At 33.9% G+C, this 23,583-nt stretch carries 22 protein-coding genes; 16 read left to right on the forward strand and 6 right to left on the reverse strand.

Features of this window, described 5'->3' with window-relative positions; all coding sequences use genetic code 11:
• Positions 1 to 60: 60 nt before the first annotated feature.
• Entirely contained in the window at positions 61 to 957 is an 897-nt protein-coding gene (gene gldA / locus J8H85_RS04520) for a gliding motility-associated ABC transporter ATP-binding subunit GldA (RefSeq protein WP_209653088.1), read from the reverse strand.
• 284 nt (positions 958 to 1,241) lie between these two features.
• Between gldA and J8H85_RS04525 the strand changes: the two genes are divergently transcribed.
• The 4 genes from J8H85_RS04525 to J8H85_RS04540 all read left to right on the forward strand — a co-directional run bounded on the left by J8H85_RS04525 (position 1,242) and on the right by J8H85_RS04540 (position 5,407).
• On the forward strand, positions 1,242 to 2,069 hold the full coding sequence (locus J8H85_RS04525; RefSeq protein ID WP_209653090.1) for a prephenate dehydratase: 828 nt from the start codon (positions 1,242 to 1,244) through the stop codon (positions 2,067 to 2,069).
• A complete protein-coding gene (locus J8H85_RS04530; protein ID WP_209653091.1) occupies positions 2,066 to 3,211 on the forward strand; it encodes a pyridoxal phosphate-dependent aminotransferase in 1,146 nt (381 codons plus the stop codon). The genes J8H85_RS04525 and J8H85_RS04530 overlap by 4 nt, the downstream gene beginning before the upstream one ends.
• On the forward strand, positions 3,208 to 4,059 hold the full coding sequence (locus J8H85_RS04535; protein ID WP_209653092.1) for a prephenate dehydrogenase: 852 nt from the start codon (positions 3,208 to 3,210) through the stop codon (positions 4,057 to 4,059). Before J8H85_RS04530 ends, J8H85_RS04535 begins: the two co-directional genes overlap by 4 nt.
• A gap of 265 nt (positions 4,060 to 4,324) precedes the next feature.
• Positions 4,325 to 5,407, forward strand: coding sequence for a bifunctional 3-deoxy-7-phosphoheptulonate synthase/chorismate mutase type II (locus J8H85_RS04540; protein ID WP_209653093.1), 1,083 nt, complete (start codon positions 4,325 to 4,327; stop codon positions 5,405 to 5,407).
• Positions 5,408 to 5,454: 47 nt separating this feature from the next.
• Here the strand turns inward: J8H85_RS04540 and J8H85_RS04545 are convergent, their stop codons facing one another.
• Positions 5,455 to 5,910 carry a hypothetical protein gene (locus tag J8H85_RS04545; RefSeq protein ID WP_209653094.1) on the reverse strand — a complete coding sequence of 152 codons (456 nt, stop codon included), beginning with the start codon at positions 5,908 to 5,910 and terminating at the stop codon, positions 5,455 to 5,457.
• 89 nt (positions 5,911 to 5,999) lie between these two features.
• Between J8H85_RS04545 and rsgA the strand changes: the two genes are divergently transcribed.
• The 9 genes from rsgA to rlmN all read left to right on the forward strand — a co-directional run bounded on the left by rsgA (position 6,000) and on the right by rlmN (position 16,211).
• A complete protein-coding gene (rsgA, locus tag J8H85_RS04550) occupies positions 6,000 to 6,950 on the forward strand; it encodes a ribosome small subunit-dependent GTPase A (protein WP_209653095.1) in 951 nt (316 codons plus the stop codon).
• On the forward strand, positions 6,947 to 7,399 hold the full coding sequence (gene dtd / locus J8H85_RS04555; RefSeq protein WP_209653096.1) for a D-aminoacyl-tRNA deacylase: 453 nt from the start codon (positions 6,947 to 6,949) through the stop codon (positions 7,397 to 7,399). The genes rsgA and dtd overlap by 4 nt, the downstream gene beginning before the upstream one ends.
• Complete coding sequence (locus J8H85_RS04560) at positions 7,399 to 7,935, forward strand: metal-dependent hydrolase (RefSeq protein WP_209653097.1); 537 nt, start codon at positions 7,399 to 7,401, stop codon at positions 7,933 to 7,935. The genes dtd and J8H85_RS04560 overlap by 1 nt, the downstream gene beginning before the upstream one ends.
• 67 nt (positions 7,936 to 8,002) lie before the next feature.
• Positions 8,003 to 9,916, forward strand: a complete 1,914-nt coding sequence (locus J8H85_RS04565; protein ID WP_209653098.1) for a DUF3857 domain-containing transglutaminase family protein — start codon at positions 8,003 to 8,005, stop codon at positions 9,914 to 9,916.
• Positions 9,917 to 11,914 carry a transglutaminase domain-containing protein gene (locus J8H85_RS04570; RefSeq protein WP_209653101.1) on the forward strand — a complete coding sequence of 666 codons (1,998 nt, stop codon included), beginning with the start codon at positions 9,917 to 9,919 and terminating at the stop codon, positions 11,912 to 11,914. It abuts the gene before it with no gap.
• Positions 11,914 to 12,240, forward strand: a complete 327-nt coding sequence (locus J8H85_RS04575) for a nucleotide pyrophosphohydrolase (protein ID WP_209653102.1) — start codon at positions 11,914 to 11,916, stop codon at positions 12,238 to 12,240. Before J8H85_RS04570 ends, J8H85_RS04575 begins: the two co-directional genes overlap by 1 nt.
• A 120-nt stretch (positions 12,241 to 12,360) precedes the next feature.
• Positions 12,361 to 13,593 (forward strand): 3-phosphoshikimate 1-carboxyvinyltransferase, encoded by a 1,233-nt coding sequence (aroA, locus tag J8H85_RS04580; RefSeq protein WP_209653104.1) that lies wholly within the window; start codon positions 12,361 to 12,363, stop codon positions 13,591 to 13,593.
• 205 nt (positions 13,594 to 13,798) lie between these two features.
• Positions 13,799 to 14,848 carry a tRNA preQ1(34) S-adenosylmethionine ribosyltransferase-isomerase QueA gene (gene queA, locus J8H85_RS04585; protein WP_209653106.1) on the forward strand — a complete coding sequence of 350 codons (1,050 nt, stop codon included), beginning with the start codon at positions 13,799 to 13,801 and terminating at the stop codon, positions 14,846 to 14,848.
• A gap of 322 nt (positions 14,849 to 15,170) precedes the next feature.
• The gene (gene rlmN / locus J8H85_RS04590; protein WP_209653108.1) at positions 15,171 to 16,211 is read left to right on the forward strand and encodes a 23S rRNA (adenine(2503)-C(2))-methyltransferase RlmN; all 1,041 of its coding nucleotides are present in this window, start codon (positions 15,171 to 15,173) and stop codon (positions 16,209 to 16,211) included.
• A gap of 49 nt (positions 16,212 to 16,260) precedes the next feature.
• Here rlmN and J8H85_RS04595 read toward each other — a convergent pair whose 3' ends face one another.
• Positions 16,261 to 17,286: a T9SS type A sorting domain-containing protein gene (locus tag J8H85_RS04595; RefSeq protein ID WP_209653110.1), complete on the reverse strand. Its 1,026-nt coding sequence runs from the start codon at positions 17,284 to 17,286 to the stop codon at positions 16,261 to 16,263.
• A gap of 154 nt (positions 17,287 to 17,440) precedes the next feature.
• On the opposite strand from J8H85_RS04595, the gene J8H85_RS04600 reads away from it, so the two are divergent.
• Complete coding sequence (locus tag J8H85_RS04600; RefSeq protein ID WP_209653112.1) at positions 17,441 to 18,418, forward strand: polyprenyl synthetase family protein; 978 nt, start codon at positions 17,441 to 17,443, stop codon at positions 18,416 to 18,418.
• A gap of 157 nt (positions 18,419 to 18,575) precedes the next feature.
• On the opposite strand, the gene J8H85_RS04605 is transcribed toward J8H85_RS04600, so the two are convergent.
• Genes J8H85_RS04605 through J8H85_RS04615 form a run of 3 tightly spaced genes read right to left on the reverse strand, consistent with a single transcriptional unit; the run spans position 18,576 to position 21,957 of the window.
• Positions 18,576 to 19,556: a transglutaminase family protein gene (locus J8H85_RS04605; RefSeq protein WP_209653114.1), complete on the reverse strand. Its 981-nt coding sequence runs from the start codon at positions 19,554 to 19,556 to the stop codon at positions 18,576 to 18,578.
• Between the two features lie 13 nt (positions 19,557 to 19,569).
• Entirely contained in the window at positions 19,570 to 20,496 is a 927-nt protein-coding gene (locus J8H85_RS04610) for an alpha-E domain-containing protein (protein WP_209653116.1), read from the reverse strand.
• Between the two features lie 18 nt (positions 20,497 to 20,514).
• A complete protein-coding gene (locus J8H85_RS04615; RefSeq protein WP_209653117.1) occupies positions 20,515 to 21,957 on the reverse strand; it encodes a circularly permuted type 2 ATP-grasp protein in 1,443 nt (480 codons plus the stop codon).
• Positions 21,958 to 22,266: 309 nt separating this feature from the next.
• On the opposite strand from J8H85_RS04615, the gene J8H85_RS04620 reads away from it, so the two are divergent.
• Together J8H85_RS04620 and J8H85_RS04625 are read left to right on the forward strand one after the other, a co-directional pair.
• Positions 22,267 to 22,833, forward strand: a complete 567-nt coding sequence (locus tag J8H85_RS04620; RefSeq protein WP_209653119.1) for an RNA polymerase sigma factor — start codon at positions 22,267 to 22,269, stop codon at positions 22,831 to 22,833.
• Positions 22,820 to 23,563, forward strand: coding sequence for a hypothetical protein (locus tag J8H85_RS04625; RefSeq protein ID WP_209653121.1), 744 nt, complete (start codon positions 22,820 to 22,822; stop codon positions 23,561 to 23,563). Before J8H85_RS04620 ends, J8H85_RS04625 begins: the two co-directional genes overlap by 14 nt.
• Positions 23,564 to 23,583: the final 20 nt, after the last annotated feature.

Genomic DNA, 23,583 nt, shown 5'->3' on the forward strand with positions numbered 1-23,583 from the left:
AAAGATGATATTGGTCATACTTCTACTAATATTAAAAAAATGACTAATAGATTTATGAAACTATTTTGAAGTTAAATCTCTAAAAAGTGATTCTAGACTCGCGTTTTTTTGGTTCAATTGTAAAATCTTTAATTTATTGTCGTGAGCAAAATCAAATACATGCGAACGCATATCTTCGGAAGTTGAAAAGGTTATTTCATAAACAAAATCGTGGGTATTGACCACGGTTTTAACTTTTGGCAACTTTAATAAAAATGCATCTTCAACGCGGTAATCAAATTCAACAATAACAACTTGTTCTTTGTTTTCGTGTAAATCTTTAAGTTTTTTATCGGCTATAATTTCACCTTTATTGATGATGATAACGCGGTCGCACATAGCTTCAACCTCTTGCATAATATGGGTAGAAAGAAATACGGTTTTGGTTTTGCCAATGTTTTTTATGAGGTTTCTAATTTCAACCAATTGGTTGGGGTCTAAACCTGTGGTAGGCTCATCTAAAATCAAAACATCAGGATTGTGTAACAAAGCATTGGCTAAACCAACACGCTGGCGATACCCTTTGGAGAGTTGCCCAATTTTTTTATGGGCTTCAGGTGTTAATCCGGTAAGTTCGATGACCTCTTCAATGCGCTCTTTTTTAATTTTGTAAATACGCGCATTAAAAGCCAAATACTCCTTAATATACATGTCTAAATAAAGTGGATTATGCTCCGGTAAATAGCCCACACTTTGTTGTACTTGCTGCTTATTTGTGTTTACATCAAAACCATTTACGGTAGCAATGCCTGCGCTGGAATCTAGGTAAGTGGTTAAAATTTTCATCATGGTCGATTTTCCCGCACCATTAGGACCTAAAAAACCAACAATTTCTGGTTTTTCAACTTTAAAAGAGATGTTGTTCAACGCTTTTTGGTTTCCGTAAAGTTTAGAAACGCCTTCTACCTGTATTGACATATTTAAAATTATTTATTCAAAAATAATGATTATCTAATGTAATGTATGTTTTGCTGTAAAATATTTAAAACTTTTAATAAATATGAAAAAAAGGTTTTAAGCTGTTTTGATTTCTTAAAATATTAATTACTTTAGCCACATAATTATGAAGACAACAGTAGGTTATACATATTTTAGCGGTTTTTATTTTTTCTTTAGCAGAAAAAACGAGGCGTTGTATGTGTAATTTATAAACATAAATTTTAATACTAAGTCTCGATGAAAATCGGGACTTTTTTTTGTATATGATAAAAACAGTGGCCATACAGGGCGTAAAAGGATCTTTTCATCATATTGTGTCGCAGCAATATTTTGATAAGCCTGTTGATGCTATAGAATGTTCAACATTCGATCAAGTAGTCGATTCTTTAATAACCAAAGAGTGTGATGCTGCTATTATGGCTTTGGAAAATTCTATAGCAGGTTCTATCATTCCTAATTATGCTTTAATAAACAAATTTGGATTGCACATTGTGGGTGAACATTATTTAGATATTCAGCACAATTTAATGGCATTGCCCAATCAAAATATAAAGGAAATTAAGGAAGTCTATTCGCACCCTATGGCGTTGTTGCAGTGTATGGAATTTTTCAAACTGCATCCGCACATTAAATTGGTCGAAGATAAAGATACGGCCGAGGTTGCCCAACGTATACAAGAAAAACAGCTTAAAGGTGTTGGTGCGATTGCCAGTGCTATGGCTGCCGAAATTTTTGAACTGGATATTTTAGCACCTAGTATTCAAACCATAAAGCATAACGAAACCCGTTTTGTTATTGTAAAACGTTTGAATTCTGAAATACCTGAAAACCAAATAAATAAAGCGTCGGTAAGGTTTGAAGCCGATCATAAACGAGGCAGTTTAGCTGCTATTTTAAATGTGATGAGCGATTGTAAGTTGAATTTAACCAAAATACAATCCTTACCAATTGTTGAAACACCTTGGAAGTATGCCTTTTTTGTGGATGTTACTTTTGAAACTTATGAAGAGTTTAAAAAAGCTAAATCTATCATTGAGATTATGGCTCAAGGATTTAAGGTATTAGGTGAATATAAAAATGCAAAAAAATGATTCAGGCAGCAAACAGATTACATACCGTTGAAGAATACTACTTCTCAAAAAAACTGAGAGAAGTGAATTTGCTTATTGCAAGTGGCAAGCCTATTATAAATTTAGGAATTGGAAGCCCTGATATGCAGCCGCCGCAAAAAGTGGTTGATGCTTTAAATGAAGGTTTCTCAAACCCGAGTGCCCATAAATACCAAAGCTACCAAGGTTTGCCTGAATTAAGGGAAGCGATTGCTGGATTTTATAAAACACATTTTAAAGTAAATTTAAGTCCTGGAACAGAAATATTGCCTTTAATGGGGAGTAAAGAAGGTATTATGCATATTTCTATGGCATATTTGAATGAAGGCGATGGTGTATTGATACCAAACCCAGGCTACCCAACGTATGCATCGGTTACTAATTTAGTGGGTGCAGAACCTGTGTTTTATGAGCTTGATGAAGCCAATAATTGGTTGCCCGATTTTAAGGCTTTAGAAAAATTAGATTTAACTAAAGTAAAATTAATGTGGGTAAATTACCCGCACATGCCAACAGGTGCGCAACCAAGTAAGTCTGTATTTGAAGAATTGGTGGCTTTTGGAAAAAAACATAGTATTTTAATTGTTAACGATAACCCCTACAGTTTTGTTTTAAACGATAACCCAAAAAGTATTTTAGAAGTTGAAGGCGCTAAAGAGGTTTGTTTAGAATTGAACTCTTTAAGTAAAACTTTTAACATGGCGGGTTGGCGCGTAGGCATGGTAGTAGGTGATAGCAAACACATAAACAATGTTTTAAAGGTAAAAAGCAACATGGATTCTGGGATGTTTTATGGCATTCAAAAAGGAGCCGTAGAAGCATTAAAATGTTCCAATATGTGGTTTAGCGCATTAAACAGCGTTTACAAACAGCGTAGGGATTTGGTATGGCAATTGGCCGATGCATTAAATTGTACCTATGATAAAAATGCGACCGGATTATTTGTTTGGGCAAAATTACCAGCTTTTGTAAAATCGGAGGAATTCATAGATTTGATATTGAAAAACAACCATATTTTCATTACACCGGGAACTATTTTTGGTAGTAAAGGTGAAGGATACATACGCTTTTCGTTATGTGCCTCAACCGAAGTTTTAGAAGAAGCAATTGCACGAGTAAAATGAAGAACATATACATCATAGGAGTTGGTTTAATAGGCGGAAGTCTTGCTATTGATATTAAAAAGAAATATCCAGAAGTGGTTATTCACGGTATCAGTAGAAAAGATACAACGCTTGATGAAGCTTTGGCTCTTAATTTAATTGATAAAAAGGCAACCTTAGATGATATTGTTAATGCCGATTTAGTTATTATTTCCATTCCAGTTGATGCTACGGTAAAACTATTGCCATCTATTTTAGATAAAATTCCTGATACAGGTTTGGTGGTAGATGCAGGCTCTACAAAAGCCGATATTTGTAAAGTGGTAGAAAACCACCCAAAACGTAGAAATTTTTTAGCAATGCATCCTATTGCTGGAACGGAACATTCTGGACCAAGTGCTGCTATTCCCGATTTGTTTGTTGGGAAAACGAATATTGTTTGTGAGGTTGAAAAAACAACCTTCAAGCTTCAAGAAAAAGCTTTGGAGCTTTTCAAATCTATTGGCATGCGTATTCGTTATATGAATCCGGAGGCGCACGATAAGCACATTGCATACGTATCGCATTTGTCGCACATCAGTTCGTTTATGCTAGGAAAAACGGTGATTGAAAAAGAAAAAAACGAACGTGATATTTTTGATATGGCAGGCAGCGGATTTGCATCAACCGTGCGTTTGGCAAAAAGTTCGCCAGAAATGTGGACGCCAATTTTTAAACAGAACAAACAAAATGTTATAGAAACATTAGAAGAATACATCACAAACCTAACACATTTTAAAGATCTAATGAAAGGGGATGATTTTGATGCTATTTTTAATGAAATGAAAGAAACTAATCATATAAAGGATATTTTAAACGGCATTGTTTAAGGCCCCACCTAACCTCCCCAAAGGGGAGGGATGTATAGGAAGGAGTAAGTATTCCCCTCCTTTGGAGGGGTTAGGGGAGGCTTCCGCGTTAGGGATTGCAGCGGAAAACCCACAGCGACGCAGGAGCGAGGACTTGTAGCGAAAAGCCCGACCCCATAGGGGTAACGCCCAAAAGAAATGAAAAAGAGTAAATATTAATTATAAAAAATTATTTCGAAAACATGTGAACCCTCACATAGAGTAGATTTAAAGTAAATCAAAAAAAATGGAAAACAAAAAAGAAATGAGAACGTGGTTAGATGACTTGAATTTGAGTCATCCGTTGGTAATTGCAGGACCTTGCAGTGCTGAAACAGAAGAGCAAGTATTAAAAATAGCGCACGAGCTAAAAAATACAGATGTAAGTTATTTTAGAGCAGGTATTTGGAAACCAAGAACACGTCCAGGAATGTTTGAAGGTGTTGGTGCTTTAGGCCTAAAATGGTTACAAAAAGTAAAAGCGGAAACTGGTATGAAAATTTGTACCGAGGTTGCAAACGCTGCCCATGTAAAATTAGCTTTAGAGCATGATGTAGATTTATTATGGATTGGTGCACGTTCTACGGTTAGCCCATTCATTATGCAAGAAATTGCAGATGCTTTAGAAGGAACTGATAAACCTGTGTTGATTAAAAACCCAGTGAATCCAGATTTAGCCTTGTGGTTAGGTGGTATTGAGCGTATTTACAAAGCAGGTGTTAAAAATATTGGTGCTATTCATAGAGGGTTTTCAACGTATGAAAAAACGAAGTATAGAAACAACCCAGAATGGCAATTGGCTATTGAGTTTCAAAACAAATATCCAGATATTCCTTTAATTAACGATCCGTCGCATATTACTGGAAAACGTGATATGATTTTTGATGTGTCTCAAACGGCTTTAGATTTGAATTTTGATGGATTGATGATTGAAACACATTACGATCCAGATAACGCTTGGAGTGATGCATCGCAACAAGTAACGCCAGCAAGCTTAATTCAAATTATGAAAGATTTGAAAATAAGAAAAGAAACCGATCAGGAAGCAGATTACAACAAGCAATTAGATAATTTAAGAGCACAAATTGATGTGGTTGATAACCAGATTATAGAATTACTTGGAAAACGTATGAAAGCTGCCGATAGCATTGGAGCACTTAAAAAATCTAAAAACGTTGCTGTATTACAAAGCAAACGTTGGAACGAGATTTTGGGTAAAATGGTTATTGAAGGTGAGTCTCAAGGCTTGAGTGAAGAGTTCATTTTAAAAATGTTTAAAGCTATTCACCAAGAATCAATCAATCACCAAGAGAAAATTATTAACGGATAATATCAATAGAAAAACGCCCCACAACTGTGGGGCGTTTTTTTTATGCTTTATTGTTGCTTGTTTCTTTTAAAAATATATCGGGTAATAAAGATGCCTTGTCCGTCATCTTTACCACTATCACTTTCAACTGCACTGGTAACAAAGGCTAAATCCCAACCTTCTTCTACCATCGTATTTATTTTAGAAGTAATTACAGCATCATTGGCTGCAATATTCTGAAAACGAATTCCTGCTATGTTGTAAAAATTCAACAATTTAGTTTCATCAAAATCTTTTACACGAATGTCGCCACGATCCGATTTATTTCGGCTGTTGTCATCTTCCGTTTGTGTTGAGGTGTATTCTTTGTAATTTTTGTCTTCATTGGCACTAATAATTCTAGAACGCCCCAGTCCGCTGGGTACTATAGATTCTACACTTGTAATGACTTTGTATTCTACTTGAGAATAGGAGTCGAGGCATAAAACCAGCCCGAAAGCAATAAATAATAATAATTTTTTCATGATTGTTTTTGATTTTTGAAATTATGCACCTAATATACACTTTTAGTTAAATTGAAAAGTTGTTAATTTGTAATACTTAAATAAATTGAATGACAGGACTCGTTTATAAATCTACAGGAAGCTGGTACACCGTTAAAACCGAACTGGGCGAAACGTATGAATGCCGTATAAAAGGTAAATTTAGAATACAAGGCATAAAAAGTACCAATCCCATTTCGGTAGGCGATGTTGTAGATTTTGAGTTGGAAACAGATAATAATCAAGTATCGGGTGTTATTTATAACATACATGATAGAGCCAATTACATTGTTCGGAAATCGGTTAACCTTTCCAAGCAAACCCATATTATAGCCTCTAATATCGATCAGGTTTTTTTAATGATTACCATTAATAACCCGCCAACCTTAACAAGTTTTATTGATAGGTTTTTAGTAACTGCCAATGCCTATTCCATAAAAACCGTATTGCTGTTCAATAAGATTGATGCTTATGATGAAGAAACTTTAGATGAAGTTCGGTATTTAGCACATGTTTATCGAAATATTGGTTACGAATGTATTGGTGTTTCCGCGGTTACGGGTAAAAATGTGGATAAGGTAAAAGCGTTAATGCACAATAAAGTGAGTATGTTCTCGGGCCATTCAGGAGTTGGAAAATCTACCCTTGTAAACACGATTGAACCTACATTGAATCTTAAAACCAAAGAAATTTCAACACTTCATAGTCAAGGGCAACACACCACAACCTTTGCAGAAATGTTCGATCTTAGTTTTGGTGGAAAAATTATAGACACGCCAGGGATAAAAGGTTTTGGGGTTGTTGATATGGATAAAGAAGAAATTGGCGATTATTTCCCGGAAATTTTCAAACTAAAACGAGATTGTAAGTTTAACAATTGTTTGCATATCCAGGAACCTAAATGTGCTGTAAAAAAGGCCTTGGATAATGATGAAATTGCATTTTCGCGCTACCGCAGTTATTTGCAAATTGTTGAAGGTGAAGATGAGCATTACAGAACGGATAATTGGGAGAAGGAATGAAGATCGTTATTCAAAGGGTTTTAAAGGCTAGCGTAACTATTGAAAAGGTGAAGGTTGCCGAAATTTCAAACGGACTCCTTGTGTTATTGGGTATTGTGGATGATGATACTCAAGAAGACATCAAATGGTTATCAAACAAAATAGTAAATCTTCGCATATTTGGTGATGATGATGGTGTTATGAACAAATCTTTATTAGATGTAAATGGCGATGTGATTGCCGTAAGCCAATTTACCCTGCATGCAGCAACTAAAAAAGGCAATCGCCCCAGTTATATAAAGGCAGCAAAGCCAAATATTGCCATTCCGCTTTACGAAGCTTTTGTAAAACAAGTAGAAGCCGATTTAGGAAAACCCATTCAAACTGGCCAATTTGGTACCGACATGAAAGTGGAATTACTTAACGATGGCCCCGTAACCATAATCATCGATTCTAAAAACAAAGAATAATGGCTTCCATTTTCGGCCATAGTGTGGTTGGTTTCACCTTAACAAAAGTTATGGACACCAAACATACAAAATGGTTACTCTTAGCAGCTATTTTTTCAACCATTTTACCGGATTTTGATGTTATAAGCTTTCATTTCGGTATTCCGTATCTACACCCTTTAGGGCATCGTGGGTTTACACATTCCATATTGTTTGCCTTTTTATGGGCATGTGCTTTAACTTTTACTTTGGGTAAACAACGTAAACTCATTTGGTTTTCGGTTATTTTTTTATCAACGCTGTCTCATGGCGTTTTAGATGCTTGTACCTCAGGTGGGAAGGGTGTTGGCTTTTTTATTCCTTTTGATAATGTGCGCTACTTCTTTCCTTTTAGGGAAATAAAAGTGTCGCCACTTGGTATTGGTAAGTTTTTTTCAGAACGGGGATTGAAAGTAATTTTTAGTGAATTCAAGTATATAATGCTACCTTGTTTTATCATATTGATTGTAAGATTTTTAGTTTTTAAGCCAAAAGACAGGTATTACAACCAAAACTGATTTTTCTCATGTAAATTATTGAAGTAATATTTTATATTTAGGACTTTAACCAACCTAAACTTAATATATGCAGGTAAAGCACATTGTATTATACTTTATTTTATTCGCTAGCATACAAATTTATTCACAAGAAAATTTATACACCAGTTTTTCAATTCCTATTAATTTAAAGGAAAATGCCAATGCTGTTATTCGTTCCAGCGAATTAAATATCACCATGAATGCCATTGATGATATGACGGTTTATGAAAAACGGATTATAACCATTTTAAATAAAGAAGGGAATGGTAGCTTAGACGCTTTTGTGCATTATGATAACAATGTGAAAATTAAAACCTTGGAAGTTTTAGTTTTTAACCAACTTGGAGCTGTTATTAAAAAAATAAAAAAGAACGATTTTAAAGATGTAAGCGCTGTTGATGGCGGTACATTGTATAGTGATTCTAGGGTTAAATATTTAGAGTATACGCCCATTTCGTACCCTTATACGGTTGAGTTTATTTGCGAAATAAATACTAAAAACACTGCCTTTATACAGTCTTTTACACCCGTTAATGATTATTTTTTAAGTGTGGAAAAGAGCTCGTACACCATAAATTTTCCAAGTGATATAACTATTAGAACCAAAGAGAAAAATTTAGAAGGGTTAGATGTGTTTAAAGAAGAATTACCAACTAAAATAATCTATAGTGTAAAAAACATGGAAGCTATTAAGCCAGAACAGTATAGTCCAGCTTTAATTGATGTGCTTCCAACAGTGATATTTGCTTCTAATCGATTTGTGTATGAAGGAGTATCGGCAACGGCGGATAATTGGATGAGTTTTGGAAAATGGGTTTATCAAGATTTATTGAACGATACAAGTGATTTACCAGAAAGCACTATTAATATGATTCAAAATCTTGTTAAAGAAGAAGAGAATGAAATAGAAAAAGCAAAAAAAATATATCAATATGTTCAAGATAAAACACGTTACATAAGTGTGCAAGTAGGTATTGGTGGATGGAAGCCTTTTAAAGCTTCAGAGGTTGATAAACTTAGTTATGGCGATTGTAAGGCTTTGACTAATTATACAATGACTCTTTTAAAAGCTGTGGGAATTGAATCTTATTTTACCTTGCTTTTTGCAGGGAATTCGCAACGAAGTATGGATGAAAATTTTGCTTCTATGCAGGCTAACCATGCTATTCTTTCTATTCCAAATAATGGTCAAACTATTTGGTTGGAATGTACAAGTCAAAAAGCCCCCTTTGGTTTTATCGGCGATTTTACAGATGATAGGGATGTACTAGTTGTTACGCCAGATGGAGGTGTGATTAAACATACTAAAAAATATACTACTGAGGAAAATTTACAAATAATTAAAGGAAGTTATAGTGTATCTAATAATGGTGATATAGATGTAAGAACAAATGTAAACTCCAAAGGGATTCAATATGATAATAAATATTTATATGAAAGTGATACAGAAAGAGATCTAGATGTTTATTACAAAAAGCGATGGAAATATATTAATGGAATTAATATTAATAAAATGCACCTCAATAATGATAAATTAGCCATTGAATTTATTGAAGATATTAGTTTCTTTGCACCCAATTACTCTAAAATAGTAGGCAATAGAATGTTGCTAACGGTAAATGCCTTAAATAGAAATACCGATGTTCCAGACCGTTATAGAGATAGAAAATTGCCACTTAAAATAAAAAGGGGCTTTAAAGATATAGATGAAGTTGAAATTAAGCTGCCACCCGATTTTACTTTAGAATCGCAACCTGATAATGTTTTAATAGAAAATAAATTTGGCAGCTATAAGGCAGAAATTGTTGTTAAAGATGAATCAACATTACTCTATAAACGCGAATTGGTAATTAATGATGGTGAGTACCCAAAAGAAGATTACGAAACTTATAGAGAGTTTTATAAGGAAGTAAATAAATATGACAATTCAAAAATAGCATTAATTAAAAACCAACAATAAATGAAAATTACAGCCTTTTTATTAAGTATATGCTTTTGTACAAGCATGTTTGCCCAAAATTTTGATTTTGGAAAAGTTTCAAAAGAAGAATTGGAAGAAAAATTTAATCCTTTAGATTCATCTGCAAATGCCACTTATTTATATAAGTTTAGAAAAACTTATTTTGAATACCGCCAAGAAAAAGGTTTTGTGTTGGTTACTGAAATTCATGAACGTGTTAAAATTTACAATCAACAGGGGTTTGAATACACCACAAATAAAGTAAATCTTTATAAAAGTGGTGGTGATGAAGAAGAGGTTAGTAGCCTTAAAGCATCTACATATATTTTAAATGAAGGTAAAATTGAAGAAACCAAACTTAAAAATGATGGTATTTTTAAAACAGAGCTATCTAAATATTTTGATGAAACCAAATTCACTATGCCCAATGTTAAAGAAGGTTGCGTTGTAGAGTATAAGTATAAAATTTATTCACCGTTTTTTTGGAACGTAGATGATTTTATATTTCAGGAGGATATTCCAATAAAAAAGTTAGACGCTACATTTTCAGCACCAGAATACTATAAATTTAAGGCAAATACCAAAGGTTTTCTCTCTGTAACGCCTAAAATGAGTAAAAAAAATGATAGAATAACGTTTAACAACAAAACAAGACATGTAAGTGGTAATACTGAATTCAGTACATCAAATGTCGATTATTATGCAAATGTTTACGAGTTTAGTTTATCAGATATCCCAGCCCTTAAAGATGAACCCTATGTAAATAATATTAATAATTACCGTTCTGCTATTAACTATGAATTATCTTATACAGATTTCCCGCAAACACCAATGAAATATTATTCTACAACTTGGGAAGATGTTGTAAAATCCATTTACGATAACCCAAACTTTGGTTCAGAATTAAATAAATCGGGTTATTATGAAAAAGAAATAGATGAAATTATAGGGACTATTTCAGACCCTGTTCAACGTACGTCGTTAATATTTGATTTTGTAAAAAACAAGGTAAAATGGAATGGGTATTATGGTTATTACACAAATGAGGGTGTAAAAAAAGCCTATAAAGATCAAGTAGGTAATGTAGCCGAAATTAATTTAATGCTAACTTCTATGTTGCGCTATGCAGGTTTAAAAGCGTTTCCCGTATTAGTAAGTACACGCCAAAATGGGGTTCCATTATTCCCTACAAGGGAAGGGTATAATTATGTAGTGTCTTATGTTAAATTGCCAGATGGAATCATTTTGTTGGATGCCACAAATAAGTACTGTACACCCAATACGCTTCCTTTTAGAGCATTAAATTGGCAAGGCAGGGTTATCGCAGAACATGGCGGTTCAGAGTTAATTGATTTGTACCCTAAAGAACCATCTAAAAATACCATATCGATGTTAGCTGCTATTTCAGAAAACGGCACTTTAAATGGGAGCTACCGAGGAATAAAATACAACCACGATGCACTTTCTTATAGAGAAAAATATAATGATGCGAAAAAAGAAGATTTTTTAGAGAAATTGGAAAATAAATACGGCGGTATGGAAATTTCGGATTTTGATATTAAAAATGATTTTGATATTTCTAAACCTATTGTAGAATCTTATAAATTTTTGAAAGAAAGTCAAGCAGATGTTATTGGAAATAAATTATACTTTTCACCACTGTTCTTTTTGAAAACTAGCGAAAACCCCTTTAAATTAGAAAAAAGAGAATTTCCAGTTGATTTTGGATACCCTTCAAGTACAAAATACTTGATAAATATAGATTTACCGGAAGGGTACAAAGTTGAATCTGCTCCAACGCCCGTAGTATTAGCGTTGCCAGATAACTTGGGTTCATTCAAATATAATTTATTGGCATCCGATACAAAAATTCAATTGGTTATAGATGTAGAAATAAACCAATCCATTATATCACCTATTTATTATGATGCCTTAAAAGCGTATTTTAGCAGCTTAGTAGAAAAGGAAGCAGAACAAATTGTTTTAACAAAAGTATAATGAACATTCAAAACGCACAACAAGAAGTAGATAATTGGATTAAAGATCATGGCGTTCGCTATTTTAACGAGCTTACCAATATGGCACAACTAACCGAAGAAGTAGGCGAGGTAGCCCGTATTATTGCCCGTCGTTATGGAGAACAAAGCGAAAAAGAAAGTGATAAAGACAAAGACTTGGGCGAAGAACTTGCCGATGTATTGTTTGTGGTATTGTGTTTAGCAAACCAAACAGGGGTAGATTTGCAAGAAGCTTTCAACAAACGCATGGATAAGAAAGGCAAACGGGACCACGATAGGCATCATAATAATGAAAAACTAAAATAAATTATAAGTATATTTGAACGCTTCTTTTAAGAAGCGTTTTTTTATTGTCAGTTCGAGCGTGTCACACTGAGCTTGTCGAAGTACCGTCGAGAACTATTTGTTAGTTTTTTAAATTATAAAATGAATATCACACTTCAAAAATCGAAAATCGAAAATCGTCATTCTGAAATCACTATTACAGGTTCAAAAAGCGAATCGAACAGATTGTTGCTTTTACAAGCCTTATACCCAACCATAAATCTAGAAAATGTATCTAATTCAGATGATAGTTGTGTAATGACGGATGCTTTAAAATCATCGTCCAACTTAGTCGATATTCATCACGCAGGAACCGCCATGCGATTTCTAACAGCCTATTTCTCCATTCAAGAAGGGCGCGAGGTAACTCTTACCGGTTCTAAACGCATGAAGGAACGCCCCATTCAAATTTTAGTGGAAGCTTTAAAAGAACTTGGTGCAGAGATTAGTTATGTAGAAAATGAAGGGTTTCCGCCTATAAAAATTACAGGAAAAAAATTAACTAAAAACAAAGTTTCCTTAAAAGCAAATGTTAGCAGTCAGTACATTTCAGCTTTATTGTTAATTGCTTCCAAACTAGAAAACGGTATTGAGTTAACTTTGGAAGGCGAAATTACCTCCGTGCCTTATATAAAAATGACCTTGAGTTTGTTGGATGAAATAGGTGTAGAATCTTCATTCATAGGGAACACCATAACCGTTAAACCCAACACCAAAAACATAACACCAAAGACATTAACCGTAGAATCCGATTGGTCTTCAGCGTCTTACTATTTCAGTATTGCGGCACTTTGCGAGGTTGGAACAGAAATAACCTTGTCATCTTACAAAGAAAATTCGTTGCAAGGCGATTCGGTTTTAGTAGATATTTATAAATCTTTTGGGGTTGAAACAACATTCAAAAACAATTCAGTAACTCTAAAAAAAGTGTCAACCATCAATCGTGAATCTGTAATCGAATTCGATTTGGCAAACGCTCCAGATATTGCCCAAACCATTGCGGTAACCTGTTTTGCATTAGGTTTGCCTTGTAATTTAACAGGGCTTCACACCTTAAAAATAAAAGAAACCGATAGATTGGTTGCTTTAAAAACCGAAATTGAAAAATTAGGCGGAACCGTAGAAATAACAGATAAATCTTTACATCTGTCCGCTTCAAATACCATAAAGGAATATGTGCCAATTGCCACTTATAACGACCATAGAATGGCCATGGCGTTTGCACCAATAGCCCTCAAAGCGCCTATAGTTATTGAAGATGCTGAGGTGGTTTCAAAATCGTATCCAACCTTTTGGGACGACCTAGAATCCATTGGTTTTAAAATAACTAAATAATAATCACGTATTTACTTGACAACGCCTATTTCACAATCGTATATTTGCACCCGTTTATAATTTCAGTATTGGTTTATAAACGGATAAACAAATAAACACATAAACTTTTTTTAAATGAACCATTCAATTTCTATGTTTTTTATATAGTTTAGAAATGTCTTATTGAATGTGCCATTTGACAATTAATAAAAATAAATTTTAGCAAATGAAATTATCACACTTTGGTTTTAATTTACCGGAAGAATTATTAGCAGAATACCCAGCAGAAAATAGAGATGAATCTCGTTTAATGGTTTTAGATAGAAAAAAACAAACCATCGAGCATAAAATGTTCAAGGATATTATCGAGTATTTTGATGAAGACGATGTTTTAATTCTTAACAACACTAAAGTATTTCCTGCCCGTTTATATGGTAATAAAGAAAAAACAGGAGCAAGAATCGAAGTGTTTTTATTGCGCGAATTAAACGAAGAACAACGCCTTTGGGATGTTTTGGTAGATCCAGCCCGTAAAATAAGAATTGGTAATAAATTATATTTTGGTGATGATGATACCTTAGTAGCAGAGGTTATAGACAACACCACATCAAGAGGTCGTACCTTACGTTTTTTATATGACGGTTCTTATAAAGAATTCCGAAGAAAATTAAACGAACTTGGTGAAACACCACTTCCTAAATACATAAAAAGAGAAGTGCAACCAGAAGATGAAGAGCGTTACCAAACCATTTATGCTAAAAATGAAGGTGCCGTAGCAGCTCCAACAGCAGGTCTACATTTCTCTAAGCACCTATTAAAACGTTTAGAAATTAAAGGAGTGAAATTTGCTGAGGTAACCTTGCACGTTGGTTTAGGAACTTTCAATCCAGTAGAGGTAGAAGACCTTTCTAAACATAAAATGGATAGCGAAGAGCTTAAAATTGAAAGCAAAGCGGTAGAAATAGTTAATGCTGCCAAAAAAAGAAAAAAACGTATTTGCGCAGTAGGTACTACGGCTATGCGTGCTATAGAAAGTTCGGTGTCTTCAAACGGCGAATTAAACGAAATAGATGGATGGACAAACAAATTCATTTTCCCTCCATACGATTTTAGTATCGCAAATTGCATGATTACTAACTTCCATACGCCAAAATCAACACTTTTAATGATGGTTTCAGCATTTGCAGGACACGATTTCATTAAAAAAGCATACGAAGAAGCTGTAAAAGAAAAATACAAATTCTACAGTTATGGCGATGCCATGTTAATCATATAAATTCCAAAAAAGCCTTGTTAATTCAAGGCTTTTTCATTCCTGCCAAAGCAGAAATCTATTTTTATTTGGGCATTCCCCTATCGGGTCGCGTTTTCCATTGCAAGTCCTCGCTCGTACCTCGCTGTGGGCTTTCCATTGCAACCGCTAATGCAAATTCCAACATCAATTCATAATTCGTAAATCAAAAACCATAATTCGTTATTTGTTTATGAGTTTATAAGGTTATTAGGTTTTTCGTAAACCGTCAATAGTAATTCATAATTCATAATTCGTAAATCAAAAACCGTAAATCGTAAATCGTTTCACTATTTTTGCATCATATATGGCAGCAACAAAAAAAGACATTCGCGCATTAACCAAAGAGCAACTTCGAGAATTTTTCGAAAAACAAGGAGATAAAGCCTTTCGTGGCAACCAAGTTTACGAATGGTTGTGGCAAAAAGGAGCGCATTCGTTTGAAGATATGACCAATGTTTCAAAAGAAACACGCCAAATGCTGGAAGATAACTTTGTTATCAACCATATAAAAGTAGATACCATGCAGCGTAGTAACGATGGTACGGTTAAAAATGCGGTACGTTTACACGATGGACTGATTGTGGAGTCGGTTTTAATCCCAACGGCCACTAGAACCACCGCATGCGTGTCCAGTCAAGTAGGGTGTAGTTTAGATTGCAGGTTTTGTGCCACGGCGCGTTTAAAACGTATGCGTAATTTAAACCCCGACGAAATTTACGATCAAGTAGTAGCCATCGATAACGAAAGTAAATTGTATTTCAATCGTCCATTAAGCAATATCGTGTTCATGGGCATGGGCGAACCGCTTATGAACTATAACAACGTTATCAAGGCCATTGATAAAATTACATCTCCCGAAGGCTTGGGCATGTCGCCAAAACGTATTACCGTTTCCACATCGGGCGTACCAAAAATGATTAAAAAAATGGCCGATGATGATGTGAAGTTCAATTTAGCAGTGTCGTTACATTCCGCAATAGATGAAGTTCGAACTACCATCATGCCGTTCAATGAAACCTTTCCTTTAGAAGATCTACGCGAAGCTTTAGAGTATTGGTATGCTAAAACCAAACGAAAAATTAGTTATGAATATGTGGTTTGGAAAGGTATTAACGATACCCAAAAAGATATTGATGCCTTTGTTAAGTTTTGTAAATATGTACCATGTAAAGTCAATATTATAGAATATAACCCTATTGACGATGGCGAGTTTCAACAAGCATCCAACGAAGCTTTAGAAAATTATATAAGTCATTTAGAAAAAAACCGAATTGTTGTAAATGTACGCCGAAGCAGAGGTAAAGATATAGATGCCGCTTGCGGGCAATTGGCTAATAAGAGTTAAAAAGTAAAAAGCTGTATGGACAACAGCTTTTTACTAAGTTTGAAACGAATTAATTTTTTATAAACTTCTTAGTAGTTTTACCTTCAGTTGAATATATATTTAATAAATAAACACCACTACTTAATTCTGAAACTGATATTTGATTTCTTATGTTTTTATCAATTAAGGTTTTAACTATTCTTCCATTGATGTCGGAAATTTCAAACCTATCAGGTTTAATCGTGTTGGGCATTGTTAAATTAATAACATCATTTACAGGATTTGGGAATAATTTAATTGATTTGGATATCTCATTATTATCCACTCCTAATAGTAACATCTCAGTAGCAACGGCTCGTACCTTAAAATCGTCAAAATAAGATGTTGTTGAAACCGTATTATCTGTGCCAGGATAAACTACTATATCAGTTTCAAAAGGAGTATTGCCCATAGCGCTTCCATTATAAGCCAAGTAAAAATCACTGCTCCTGTACGTAACTTCTCCGGTTGTTACATCAAATGCTATTCCTGCTTTATACCAAGTATCTTCTAATAGTACCACATCTGCTGTACCTCCATTGCCTAAAAAGACATAATATGTGCCCAGGCCACTACTGCCATTAGCATAAAGTAAACCCTCAATGATTTTAGTTTCTGGAAAAAAAACAAGTCCTGCAATGATTTTCGTGTAACCAGTATCATATATTTCTACACTTATTTCATTTTTACTTGTTGTTGTAGAGCCAGTAAAAAACCAAAACTCCACTTCAATGATATTATTTGTTGGTGTTCTGGTATTATTCCAAAAATCATTCAATCCATCTTTCCAAATATATCTCGTACCACTTCCATTACTTGATCCAGTGATTTGTAAAACATTGTCGCCTCCACCTGCATCAACTATTTGAAAATCGGAATTTAAACCAGTATTTGTAATAGTATAGAAGTTACCTTGGCCAGCTACTGTACCAGTAGTATTGGTGCCAATATTTCCCGCAGTTAGGGCATTAAAGTTTTCAGAATCAAAAATTTGGGCATTGCTTTGAAAACTAAAAAAAAGAGATAAAGTAAGCCATAACAAAGTAAAATTTTTCATAAGCAAAGAGGGTTTTTAAGATTAATTAATTAACAATATATAAAATATCGAGAAAGTATTCAAACTTAAAAAGTTAATTATAAGTGGGTTGTAATTATTTATGTAGTTCAAGTATTTTTTTAGTACGTTTGTTGTTATAAAGTAATTTTTTAATTTGAAAATAGTAGAGCAAATAAAATACCCCATAGCCTTTGAGATGGATCTTTTCGAGCAAAAGTTCCTACTTTCAATGTCTAGTAAAGTGGCGTTGCTTAATAGAATTACAACGTATATAGTAAACCGAAAAGGGAAGCAAATGCGCCCTATGTTTGTTTTCTTAGTTGCTAAAATGGTGTCCAATGGCGAGGTGAGCGAACGTACTTATAGAGGTGCTTCGGTTATTGAACTTATACATACCGCCACCTTGGTTCATGATGATGTGGTAGATGATAGCAACCGCCGCCGTGGGTTTTTCTCTGTAAACGCTCTTTGGAAAAATAAAATAGCGGTTTTAATTGGCGATTATTTGCTGTCAAAAGGCTTGCTTTTAAGTATCGATAATAACGATTTTGATTTGCTTAAAATCATTTCCATTGCCGTACGGGAAATGAGCGAGGGTGAATTGCTTCAAATTGAAAAAGCTAGAAAACTTGATATTACCGAAGCTGTTTACTACGAAATTATACGCCAAAAAACAGCTACTTTAATTGCTGCTTGTTGTACTTTAGGTGCTGCTTCCGTAAAACCAGAATCTCAACACGTGGAAACGATGCGAAAGTTTGGCGAACTTATTGGTATGGCATTTCAAATTAAAGATGATTTATTTGACTATAGCGACGACCAAATTGGCAAACCTACCGGTATTGATATTAAAGAGCAGAAAATGACCTTGCCTTTAATTTATGTACTGAATCAAGCGGAAAAGAAAGATAAAAAGTGGTTAATCAATTCCATAAAAAACCACAATAAGGACACAAAACGTGTTAAAGAAGTGATTGCTTACGTGAAAAATAATGGCGGGTTGGATTATGCCATTGCCAAAATGAAGCAGTTTCAAGAAGAAGCTTTGCAATTACTTAAAACTTACCCAGATTCAGATTATAGAAATTCACTGGAATTGATGGTTAATTATGTGATTGATAGGAAGAAGTAGTTTTGGTTTTTTAAGTTTCGTTTAATACAAAGATAAAGTTCCGTTTCAATGAACTTTATCGGTTGTTAAATGTTAAACGAAGTTAGTAAAAATTTCTCACAAAGTCGAGTCTGAAAAATAGTGTTTTTCAAATTATAAAAGAGGAGCTAAAAACCTGTTATTGCTGTTGCTGTTGTTGATTTTGATGTAGTTGTTGTTGTTGATGCTGTATGCGATCTAAATTTTGCTGATAGCTATTATGGGTTTTAGAATCGGAAAATGTATTTGGTGGCAGTTCATAACTTTCTTTGTTTTTTGTGGAACTTATTTCAACTTTAACAAACAAATCTGAATCTACTTTTCTTTTAAAAACACCTTTTACAGGAGAACAATCGGCATAGTTTCTGCCAACGGCTAACCGCACATGGTTTTCATTTGCAATAGCGTTGTTTGTGGGATCTACACCAAACCATCCATAAAAAGGAATGTAAGCTTCAATCCATGCATGGGTAGCTCCTAAGCCTCTTGTGTTATCTTCCGCAGGACAAATATACCCGCTAACGTAGCGCGCAGGAATACCGCACATTTTTACCATTTGAAGTAAAATGTTTGTAAAATCCTGACAAACACCAGCTTTTAATTTCCAAACATCGTCTATCGTAGAATCTACATCTGTTACACCTTTTATGTAATTAAAGTTGTTATATACATATTCACAAAGTTCTAAAACAACTTTGGTAGGTGTTTTTTCATATAGGTTTTTTGATGCAATTAAATTTAAAATATCCTCAGAGCCACTAAATGGAGTTGGTTTAATAAAATCGATAATGTCTGCATCGTATTTTTTTGTCTTTAATTCCTCCCATTGGGTTTTTAAATCTATGGTATCTTCTGGAAATAACTTATCGTAGGTTACTACTTCAACATCTGAAGTAATAGTTAATTCATCATGTTGTTCTGTAATTAAAAAAGTGCCGACGCGGTTGTTATAAAAATCATTAAACGATTCCACAAATGGATTGTTTGTAACCGAAATAAAATGAGAATTCACTTTTTGATATTGATCATTTATTGGGTACAGCCTAATTAAATTTGCGCCATCAATTACGTTATTGCTATAACTGAATTTTGTAATATGTTTTATATAGAATGTTGCCATGATGTTTTTTTTATCAGTTAATATTAGAAAGATAAACGGAGTTGACATTCATTGAGATATTTCTAATATCTTGTTTAATGTCAGCTATGTATTTGTGTAATCCTTGTTCTTTTATAGCTTCAACAGTTGTATATTTTATGTTGCTTTCTAGCTTTCCAATTAAAAACTCCAAGTTTGTTTTTTCAAGCTCGTTAGCGTCAATAAGTTTAGTAATATACCAGCTTAATTTATTGACACAGTAATATACCGATCTGGGGAATAATTTATCTTGAAAAACCATTCTGATAATGTGTTCTTCGTTAAAGGTCGATTTATGGGTTTTTAAATACAATTGATACCCGCCAATAGAAAGCAATAAATTTTTCCAGTAAAAACTTTTTTCCAAACTATCAGAAGTGTTTCCAATTTCCATGAGTTTAAATTCTGTGAAATCAGATATTTGAATAACACGTTCCAAAAATTTGCCAATACTCATAAAATAGTATGAAGGACCTCGTTCTTGGGTATTATCGGAAGTTCCGTAATATATCAAGTGGTGATTTCTTAAATCTTCTAAAAATTCTACAGGATCTTCTTCCCGTAGCCGTCTTGGTAAATCTTTATCTGTTAGATATAAATAGTAATTATTGATACATAACCATAATTCTCTCGAAATATGTTCTTGTACACTTCGGGCGTTTTCTCTGGCTTTTGTAACAATATTCAAAACAGAGTTTGAATTATCGGTATTAAATACCATAAAATCGATACATTCTATGGCATCTTCTGTGTAAAACTCGTTTTCAGAAGTTGTAAAATTTTTAATAATTGGGGTCCATGAAAATAATTCAGGAGAGTCTTGATTGGCGTAAAAGTTCACTTTAAGCAAACTTAAAATACCATTACCTCGTTCCATATATCTATCCAACCAAATTAGGTTATTTGCTACTCTACTTAACATATATTATTTTTTTCTGAATTATTTTAATACCCAAGTGTCTTTACTGCCTCCGCCCTGTGAACTGTTAACCACCAACGAGCCTTTTTTAAGCGCAACTCTTGTAAGTCCGCCAGGGCAAATATCGATACCGTCTTTCCCTGCTAGGGCAAAAGGACGTAAATCGATACAACGAGGTGATAATTGTCCGTTAATATAACATGGCGCTGTTGATAGCCTAAGTATGGGTTGTGCAATAAAGTTTTCAGGTTTTTTCTTAACGTTGTCCAGATAATCTTTTATTTCTTCATCTGTTGCTTCATGGCCCATTAGCATGCCATAACCACCGCTACCATCGGTTTTTTTAATAACCATCTCTTTTATGTTTTTGGTTACATACTCCAACTCGTCTGGCCTTCCTAATTGATAGGTTTCAATATTTTTTAAAATGGGTTCTTCATTTAAATAATATTTAATCATATCTGGTACATAAATATATATAGCCTTATCGTCTGCTATACCAGTTCCAGGAGCATTTACAATGTTTACATGGCCTTTTCTGTACGCTGCCATAATACCTGCAACGCCTAAAACGCTTTTCGCATTAAACTCTAAAGGGTCTAAGAAGTCATCATCAACACGCCTGTAAATTATATCTACCTGTTTTAAGCCGTTGGTGGTTTTCATGTAAACAAAATGGTTTTTAACCACCAAATCGCTGCCTTCCACCAGTTCAATACCCATTAAACGGGCCAGTGTGGTATGCTCGTAATAAGCTGAATTGTAAATTCCCGGTGTTAATAATACAATGTTAGGGTTGCTTAGGTCTGAAAGTTCCTTAAGCTTCTTGTAAAGCATGTTAGGGTAATTTGATACCGATCGCACATGGCTTTTAGGTAGAATGCCCGGAAACAATCGTTTGGAAATTTCTCTGTTTTCCAACATATAACTCACACCTGATGGGGTTCTTAAATTATCTTCAAGTACATAAAATTCACCATCGTTATTTCTTATCAAATCAACTCCGGAAATGTGTACATATACATCGTAAGGCACTTTAACACCTTTCATTTCCCTTAGGAAATTGGGGCAGGAGTAAATTAAATCGGCAGGAATTAAACCGTCTTTAATAATAAACTGTTCGTTATAAATATCTTTTATAAATAGATTTAATGCCTTAAGACGTTGCTTAATACCTGATTCAATTTTATCCCATTCGGGTGCAGTGATAATTCTGGGAACAATATCAAAAGGAAATATTTTTTCAATACCCTCATTGTCATTATAAACCGTAAAAGTAACCCCCTGACTCATAAATAGCTGTTTAGAAAGGTCTTCTTTCTTAGTGAGTTTTTCTGGAGATGTGTTTTCAAGATATTGAATAAAGCCCTCATATTGAGCTCTGAATTTCTTGTTATCACAGTACATTTCGTCCCAAGTACTAGGGAGCTTGTCGTAAGACGAGAAAAGATGATTGTTATCCATATATTATAAGCTATAGAACCAAATATAATAAATTGGTAAAAGATTTTTAAGGAATTAACTATATAAGTAAATAAAATTCAGTCTTTATATTAATTTATTAAAAATTATTCGAAATTTTAAAAACTAGCCTATTATTTGCTATTTATATTGTGTAATAAATAATTTTAGTAAGAAAGCATGTGTTTAAATTAGTAAATTATATTGACTATTTGAACAACATTAAATTATATTTAATAAAAATTTTTACATCAGGCAACCATTGGTGTAAAATAAGCGTCTTTATAAATAGAAGACTAAATGAACTCAGTTTTGAAAGTAATACAACTCCATAAAGACGAGCCTACACTTATTAAAAGTGCAGCGAAAGGCAATAGGGAAGCACAACACCTCTTGTTTGAGTTGCATGCGCCAAAAATGTTAAGCGTTTGTAGGTATTATATTAAAGATGTTCAGCATGCCGAAGAAGCGATGCTTAACGGGTTTTTTAAAGTGTTTTCTAATTTGAACAATTTTAGGGCAGATGGTAGCTTTGAAGGTTGGATACGCCGCATTATGGTTAGGGAGTCCATTTCGTTTTTACGACGGCAAAAAGAGGTTGAATTTCCAGTTGAAGACTTTGAAAATGTAAATGAGTATAGCGATGATATTAACACAAGCGTTGAAGTAGCTCAAATACAACAATTAATTGACGCACTGCCCGAAGGCTATAAAATGGTATTTGTTATGTACGCCATTGAAGGTTATAAGCATCATGAAATTGCAGACATGTTGAAAATTACCGAAGGCACATCAAAATCACAATTATTTAAAGCACGAAAAATGCTGCAAGAACGCTTACAGGAACTGAATAAAAATACAGGTTATGGAATTAAATAAATTTGATAATAATATAAAGGAAAAGTTAGAAGCTAGAAGTTTACAGCCATCTAGCCATGCGTGGAAAAAACTTTCAGAACGTTTAGACCACCAAGATAAAAAACAGAATAAGAAAACCTTTTGGTGGCTGGGTATAGCAGCTAGCATGGTGGGTGTTTTATTTGTAGCATTTCAGTTTTTTAATACTGAAGCAGTAAAGCCTAAACTAGTAGACTCGCCAACAGTTATTCAGAAAAATGAAAATATTCAGGTGGCGGTTGATGAGGTTGAAACGCAAGAAAAGGTGATAAAAGAACCTGAAAATAAAAGTAATCAGGAAAAGCTTCCACAAAAAGAAAAGCTTATGCATCATGCAAATGAACATCCAATAGCCATTTCCAGAGAAAACAATTCAGTTAAAGCGGAAAAGCCTATTCAATTAGATAAAGTAAATGAAGAAAGCTTAACGTTGGAAGAACAAAAAATACAAGATGTTGTTGCTAAAGTACAAGTATTGAAATCACAAAATATTGAAGTTACCGATGCTGTTATAGACAACTTGTTGCTTGAAGCTCAAAAAGAAATCCGATTTAAAAGAATGTACAATACCACCACTGGCATCGTGGATGCCAATATGTTGCTTCAGGAGGTTGAGGAAGATCTGGACCAATCGTTTAGAAGCAAAGTATTTGAAGCCATCAAAGCCAGTTATAGTACTGTAAAATCGGCGGTGGCACAACGGAATAATTAGTTGTCATTCCTGCGAAAGCA

Source organism: Mariniflexile gromovii, assembly GCF_017814435.1.
GTDB lineage: Bacteria > Bacteroidota > Bacteroidia > Flavobacteriales > Flavobacteriaceae > Mariniflexile > Mariniflexile gromovii.

What these genes read in the sequence shown, in the direction of transcription:
- gldA (WP_209653088.1), bottom strand. Translation starts at nt 957, where the DNA reads ATGTCAATACAGGTAGAAGGCGTTTCTAAACTTTACGGAAACCAAAAA.
- J8H85_RS04525 (WP_209653090.1), top strand. Translation starts at nt 1,242, where the DNA reads ATGATAAAAACAGTGGCCATACAGGGCGTAAAAGGATCTTTTCATCAT.
- J8H85_RS04530 (WP_209653091.1), top strand. Translation starts at nt 2,066, where the DNA reads ATGATTCAGGCAGCAAACAGATTACATACCGTTGAAGAATACTACTTC.
- J8H85_RS04535 (WP_209653092.1), top strand. Translation starts at nt 3,208, where the DNA reads ATGAAGAACATATACATCATAGGAGTTGGTTTAATAGGCGGAAGTCTT.
- J8H85_RS04540 (WP_209653093.1), top strand. Translation starts at nt 4,325, where the DNA reads ATGGAAAACAAAAAAGAAATGAGAACGTGGTTAGATGACTTGAATTTG.
- J8H85_RS04545 (WP_209653094.1), bottom strand. Translation starts at nt 5,910, where the DNA reads ATGAAAAAATTATTATTATTTATTGCTTTCGGGCTGGTTTTATGCCTC.
- rsgA (WP_209653095.1), top strand. Translation starts at nt 6,000, where the DNA reads ATGACAGGACTCGTTTATAAATCTACAGGAAGCTGGTACACCGTTAAA.
- dtd (WP_209653096.1), top strand. Translation starts at nt 6,947, where the DNA reads ATGAAGATCGTTATTCAAAGGGTTTTAAAGGCTAGCGTAACTATTGAA.
- J8H85_RS04560 (WP_209653097.1), top strand. Translation starts at nt 7,399, where the DNA reads ATGGCTTCCATTTTCGGCCATAGTGTGGTTGGTTTCACCTTAACAAAA.
- J8H85_RS04565 (WP_209653098.1), top strand. Translation starts at nt 8,003, where the DNA reads ATGCAGGTAAAGCACATTGTATTATACTTTATTTTATTCGCTAGCATA.
- J8H85_RS04570 (WP_209653101.1), top strand. Translation starts at nt 9,917, where the DNA reads ATGAAAATTACAGCCTTTTTATTAAGTATATGCTTTTGTACAAGCATG.
- J8H85_RS04575 (WP_209653102.1), top strand. Translation starts at nt 11,914, where the DNA reads ATGAACATTCAAAACGCACAACAAGAAGTAGATAATTGGATTAAAGAT.
- aroA (WP_209653104.1), top strand. Translation starts at nt 12,361, where the DNA reads ATGAATATCACACTTCAAAAATCGAAAATCGAAAATCGTCATTCTGAA.
- queA (WP_209653106.1), top strand. Translation starts at nt 13,799, where the DNA reads ATGAAATTATCACACTTTGGTTTTAATTTACCGGAAGAATTATTAGCA.
- rlmN (WP_209653108.1), top strand. Translation starts at nt 15,171, where the DNA reads ATGGCAGCAACAAAAAAAGACATTCGCGCATTAACCAAAGAGCAACTT.
- J8H85_RS04595 (WP_209653110.1), bottom strand. Translation starts at nt 17,286, where the DNA reads ATGAAAAATTTTACTTTGTTATGGCTTACTTTATCTCTTTTTTTTAGT.
- J8H85_RS04605 (WP_209653114.1), bottom strand. Translation starts at nt 19,556, where the DNA reads ATGGCAACATTCTATATAAAACATATTACAAAATTCAGTTATAGCAAT.
- J8H85_RS04610 (WP_209653116.1), bottom strand. Translation starts at nt 20,496, where the DNA reads ATGTTAAGTAGAGTAGCAAATAACCTAATTTGGTTGGATAGATATATG.
- J8H85_RS04615 (WP_209653117.1), bottom strand. Translation starts at nt 21,957, where the DNA reads ATGGATAACAATCATCTTTTCTCGTCTTACGACAAGCTCCCTAGTACT.
- J8H85_RS04625 (WP_209653121.1), top strand. Translation starts at nt 22,820, where the DNA reads ATGGAATTAAATAAATTTGATAATAATATAAAGGAAAAGTTAGAAGCT.